General features: G+C 39.3%; 5 protein-coding genes and 1 pseudogene. 2 read left to right on the forward strand and 4 right to left on the reverse strand.

Annotated features, from left to right (window positions below; genetic code table 11):
* Positions 1 to 321 precede the first annotated feature (321 nt).
* From BFU02S_RS14600 to BFU02S_RS14610, 3 genes are all read right to left on the reverse strand, one after another.
* Positions 322 to 903, reverse strand: coding sequence for a hypothetical protein (locus BFU02S_RS14600; protein ID WP_066372189.1), 582 nt, complete (start codon positions 901 to 903; stop codon positions 322 to 324).
* A 200-nt stretch (positions 904 to 1,103) separates the two neighbouring features.
* Positions 1,104 to 2,363 (reverse strand): FAD-dependent oxidoreductase, encoded by a 1,260-nt coding sequence (locus BFU02S_RS14605; protein WP_084361145.1) that lies wholly within the window; start codon positions 2,361 to 2,363, stop codon positions 1,104 to 1,106.
* A 118-nt stretch (positions 2,364 to 2,481) separates the two neighbouring features.
* The gene (locus tag BFU02S_RS14610; RefSeq protein WP_066372192.1) at positions 2,482 to 2,949 is read right to left on the reverse strand and encodes a Dps family protein; all 468 of its coding nucleotides are present in this window, start codon (positions 2,947 to 2,949) and stop codon (positions 2,482 to 2,484) included.
* A 455-nt stretch (positions 2,950 to 3,404) separates the two neighbouring features.
* Here BFU02S_RS14610 and BFU02S_RS14615 point away from each other — a divergent pair.
* A pseudogene (locus tag BFU02S_RS14615) lies at positions 3,405 to 3,887 on the forward strand (APC family permease); the annotation flags it as partial.
* Between the two features lie 61 nt (positions 3,888 to 3,948).
* On the opposite strand, the gene BFU02S_RS14620 reads toward BFU02S_RS14615, so the two are convergent.
* Entirely contained in the window at positions 3,949 to 4,326 is a 378-nt protein-coding gene (locus BFU02S_RS14620) for a MerR family transcriptional regulator (protein ID WP_066372194.1), read from the reverse strand.
* Positions 4,327 to 4,425: 99 nt separating this feature from the next.
* On the opposite strand from BFU02S_RS14620, the gene BFU02S_RS14625 reads away from it, so the two are divergent.
* Positions 4,426 to 5,190 (forward strand): SDR family NAD(P)-dependent oxidoreductase, encoded by a 765-nt coding sequence (locus BFU02S_RS14625; RefSeq protein ID WP_066372197.1) that lies wholly within the window; start codon positions 4,426 to 4,428, stop codon positions 5,188 to 5,190.
* The last annotated feature ends 310 nt before the right edge of the window (positions 5,191 to 5,500 follow it).

The following is a 5,500-nucleotide window of genomic DNA, read 5'->3' on the forward strand; positions in this document are numbered from 1 at the left end:
TAAATACCTATAAATAAGGCGAAATTCAAGGATTTGGATAATATAAGCGGAAAAACTTCCTTTAATTCGAGGGAAATATAAGCATTTCCCAATTTAAACGGAGTTTTTCCGTTTATTTCAAACGTAAGGGAATCAATTTTAGCTATTTAATTTTCGGATGGAGAATATCTATTCGCAATTTAATTTAGCTTGTGATTTTATCCGTTAATTTACAATAAATAGGGTAAGAAAATCACTTGCGATTTCTCACCCTATGTGCATTGCGATATACTGTATTATACCTTTAAAGAGAACCCGTTACATATTTTGGGATCCCTTTAATTATTGCATCATATTATAAACCTTTTTAGTCTGTTTGTTAACACCGTACCAGCCCAGTGTAACCGTATGCCCGTCGCCTGTGCTAGGGTTATCTACTACAAACTCATAGACATGAATGATGTAATCACCGTTTGATGCATCGTGGTCATATTCTATTTTTACATTTTGGTCTGGTTGAAGATCAAGCTGGGCTCTGACAAGGTCTTCTGCTTGTTTGGTTGTCAATGTTTGATTTTGTTTTTCCCCCTTAGTTTGCTTGGCTGTTGGTATTTGGCTGTTTGTTGCATTTTGCTTTACTGTAACCGTTTGATTTTCTGCTGTAATTTGCTTGGTCGCTGCTGTTTGTTTTTGGGGTGCTGATTGCTTTTGTTCTATCTGTCCGCCTTCCGTTTGTTTTACGCTTAGTCCATCATTTTGTTCCTCATTTGTTTGTTTTTCCGTTGAAACGTTTTCTTCTTTCAGTGCAGTATTATTCTTTTTTTCTAGTGCATTATTGGCCGCAGCTGAACTTCCCGAAGAAGCAGTTGGCGTGCAAGCTGAAAGGAACAGAGCACTTAACAATAAAATGCCAATTATTCTCATGTTTATTCCCCCATAAAGGACTTATTAGATAAATTGTACATTTTACGACAGATTTTGACAATATCGAGATTTTTTTTAGAAAAAGGCTGTCTTCGTATATTTTATTTCATCGGTGGAGGTTTAGCTTTATCAGCCAATTCAAAAATGCATTCGCAAAATAAAGAACACCTGCAATATGACAGGTGTTGACTTCAATAAATTTAATTATATTGCGGAAGCATTTTCGTGCGTTTGTTGACATGCTGCTCGGCACCGAGCGCAGCAATGGCTCCGTCGGCAGCAGAAATGACTGTCTGTTTGATCGGTGTTCTTCTCGCATCGCCACCGGCAAATACTCCCTCGGCACTTGTTCTCAAGTGATCATCAACGATCACATAGCCATCCTCATCTCTCTCCACTGCATCTTTTAAAAAGTCGGTGCCTGGCTTCAATCCGCCAAGGTACAAAAATACTCCGTCAACTTCCCAAACTTGTTCTTCTTTTTGATCATTTAGGATGACGATTTTCTCAACACTGTCTGTTCCGACAATTTCTCTGACACGATGGCGCCGGTAGATTTCTACCTTTGGATTGGATTCAAGCGAGGAAAGATCCACATCTCCTTTGAGTTTTTCCACTGGGATTAATAGTTTGACCGTTTTACAGAATTTTGCAAGGGTTTCTGCTTCATGGACGGCTTCCTCGTTATCCCCGACAACGGCAACAACTTGATCCTGATAGAAGGCGGCATCGCATGTTGAGCAATAGCTGACACCGCGGCCGGTAAATTCCTCTTCACCCTTTATTTTATTGGAAGGGGCTTTGGCGCCGACAGCGATAAAGACGCTTTTTGCTTTTACGGTTCCTTCGGCAATTTCAATCTTCTTCACTTCATCAGTAAAATCAACAGATAAGACTGTGGCACGGACAAATTCAGCTCCAAAGTCCTTTGCTTGTGCTTGCATTCTTGTTAATAGCTCAAGACCGGTCAATTCTTCGCGGACACCTGGATAGTTGGAGATTTTATGTGTGAGAGCCAGTGTTCCGGCTTTCGGTGCCTTATCAATGACGAGTGTTTTTAATTTATCGCGCGCGGCGTAAACGGCTGCTGATGCCCCAGCCGGGCCGCCTCCAATCGAAACAAAGTCATAAACCTCTGCAAAAATCTGATCCGTTACAGGTTGGAAAATAGAGTCTGCATTTTCAGGTTTTGTTTCCGACACAGTTGAAATAGTTTCTGTATTAGACAAGTCCAGTAGTTTTTTCAGCTTTTTCTCTTGAAAGCCTAGAACCAGTTTTCCGTTAATAAGCGTTGCAGGAGTTCCAAAAATTTTCCGTGCTTTTAATTCATCAAAATATTCTTTATGCAATGACGCATTACGTTCTTCAAATTCAATGTTGTGTTCTTTCAAAAAGCCCTTCACTTTTTCGCAATAAGGACAGCCAGTGCTGCTATAGACGATCACTTCAGGTTTTGTCATGGTTAACCTCCAAATCCTTTATGTTAATCTAATCATAATATTACATTCAAATAAAAGTCAATACTTTTTAATAATAATTATAATTTAATCTTTTATATAAAAAAGTCCAACTGCTTCATCAGTTGGACTTTGGAGTGTTTTCAATTGATTTGCCAAGGAATGCTGTCAGCATCCAAACATGCTTTTCTATACTTGTATGAATTGAAAGCAGCATATCGCTTGTTGTTTCGTCGTGTTTTTCATCTGCAAGGTTCATGCCTTCCTTTAATTCTCCAATGATCATGGAAAAGTCATTAATAATAGTTTGGACCATCTCCTGGGCCGTTTCAGTCCCCGAAGCTTCTTTAACAGATGCGAGTTCAAGGCATTCTTTCATCGTGGCAACTGGATTGCCGCCAATTGCAAGCAGATGTTCCGCTAATTCATCGACATGTATACCAGCTTCATTATAAAATTCTTCAAATTTTGCATGTAACGTAAAGAATTGTTCCCCTTTCACATACCAGTGGTAATGATGAAACTTCATATATAAGACAGACCAGTTGGCAACTTGTTTGTTCAATACAGCGATTAACTGATTTTCCATTGAAAAACCCTCCCAATACATTCTCAAAGTTATATTGCCCAAGAAATAGAGGAAAATATTTATAATGTGATGAAAAACTTCCGTTAAACCAAAGAGATTAAAATTAACTATGAGATCGTTTTTATGACGTTTTTGAATAATGAGTCTTTCGGTAAAGCTTAGTCTCTTTATGCCACTGTGAGTAACTTATGCAAAAACACATAAAAATCTTAGTGTTGATGATGTATAGCTTCATAATCGAATATCCTGTTTTCCCCTTTATTAAAACTAAAATACCCCTTTATAAATGATTGGTATGAAAATTGCATATTCAAAATTGAGACTATTGCGAAAATAGTTGACAATTCGATGGGTGTGAAAGGGGGAAAAGGAGGTTTAAATGTTATTAGCGATTTGTAAGCGGTTTCGGTTGTTTTTTCAAATGGAAGATTCACATTAGTAAGGAGAGTTGATACATGGAGAAAGTAACTCTAAAGCGCTCACTGGGGCTGTGGGCAATTGTCGGATTAGGATTAGGCTATATGACACCTACAACGGTGTTTGATACGTTTGGGATTGTATCAAAAGAAACAAATGGTGTTGTGCCGCTGGCGTATATCGTTTCACTAATTGTTATGTTGTTTACTGCTATTAGTTATGGAAAGATGGTACAAGTATTTCCCAGTGCCGGATCGGCTTATACGTATACAAGAGAGACAATGAGTCCTATTCTTGGATTTTTAGTTAGCTGGTCAGCGCTTTTGGACTATATTCTGCTTCCAATGGTTAATGCTTTGATCATTCGGATTTATATGGTCTCTATATTTCCGTCAGTGCCGGCATGGGTTTGGGTAGTCCTCTATGTAGCTGTTGTAACAGGATTTAATTATTATAATATGGGGAAAACATCGAGTTTTAACTCGATTCTTGTGGTCTTCGAAGTTGTGTTAAATGCCTTAGCATTTGAAAGAACCGTGTGTAGCTAAAATGATCTAGGTCATCTAACGAAGCAGCTCACGATTAGGTGAGCTGCTTGTTTTTCATGCGAGCTATATATTGTTTGTACGACTCAATTTTGTCAGACAGCATTTTTTCGGTTGCCGTTAAGGTGTGAAGCTGTTCTTGAATGGCGCGCTGGTGTTCTTCTAACAGTGCTAATCGTGCGGTTGTCGTATGATCGCCTTCAAGATATAATTCGGTGTATTTTCTAATTTTTGCAATCGGCATTTGCGTTTGTTTTAGTTGGATGACGAAACGAAGCCATGTGAAGTGCTCTTTGCGATATACTCGATTTCCGTTCGCATCGCGGTCTGGGACAACAATTTTTTCTTTTTCATAATATCGCAACGTATGGGGGCTAACGCCTAATAAGTCAGCAATTTCGCTAATTGTATACATTTCATCCACTCCTCATATTTTATTATAAAAAACATTTGACTTCGAGTAAACTCTAACGAATATAATCGAGTCATCCTTAAAATAAATGGAGGAATGAAGATGAAGTATACGGTCATTACAGGAGCAAGTTCAGGAATTGGGTATGAGGCAGCACTAGCGTTTGCTGAACGTGGGAAAAACTTAGTCATTGCTGCACGACGACAAGAGAAACTTGAGGAATTAAAGGCAGAAATTGCTCGTCGATATCCAGAAGTGGATGTCGTTATCTGCACAATCGATTTATCTGAACGGGAACATGTATATGCGTTTTACGAAAGTTTGCGGGAGTTGGAGTTAGAGACGTGGGTGAATAATGCGGGCTTTGGCAATTTTGCTTCTGTCGCGGAGCAAAACTTAGAAAAAATCGAAAAAATGTTGCGCCTAAATATTGAGGCATTAACCATTTTATCATCACTTTTCGTTCGTGATTACGCCCATGTGGAAGGAACACAGCTTATTAACGTTTCGTCTGGTGGAGGTTATACCATCGTCGGAAATGCGATTACGTACTGCGCTACGAAATTTTATGTGAGCGCTTTTACGGAAGGGTTAGCGCATGAGTTGGCGTCACAAGGGGCGAAAATGAAAGCAAAAGTATTAGCGCCAGCAGCGACCGAAACCGAGTTTGCTAAACGTGCATTTGATGTAAATGAGTTTGATTACCATGTTACTGTGCCGAAATTTCATACGGCAAAGGAAATGGCAGAATTTTTGCTTGCTTTATATGACAGTGACAAAGTGGTGGGGATTGTCGATGGGTACACGTACGAATTTCAACTTCGCGATCCGATTTATCCATTTGCGATGAGAACAACGCAAAAATAAGGGGAGAAAAAGCAACTCGAAACGGGGTTGCTTTTTTTCGTAGGTGAACCGTTCGGAAAATTTTTTGCTTGACCGCCTATCTTTTCAAACGTTTTGCATAGATAGATGAAGTAGGAACGAAGATATTGACGGAAAGGAGAGGTCAAGATGTATATTTCCAAACAACTTGCTTGCCAAATTGGGGTGAATGAAAGCATTGTTCTTTGCGATCTTCATCAGCTGCTTCAAGAAACGGGGAGCGATTGGGTAGTACTGACATACGAAGAATGGCAAAAACGCCTACCGTTTTGGTCGCCAAGTACGATCCCGC

The sequence above is a fragment of the Neobacillus fumarioli NBRC 102428 genome (genome assembly GCF_001591485.1).
In the GTDB taxonomy this organism is placed as follows: domain Bacteria; phylum Bacillota; class Bacilli; order Bacillales; family Cytobacillaceae; genus Neobacillus; species Neobacillus fumarioli.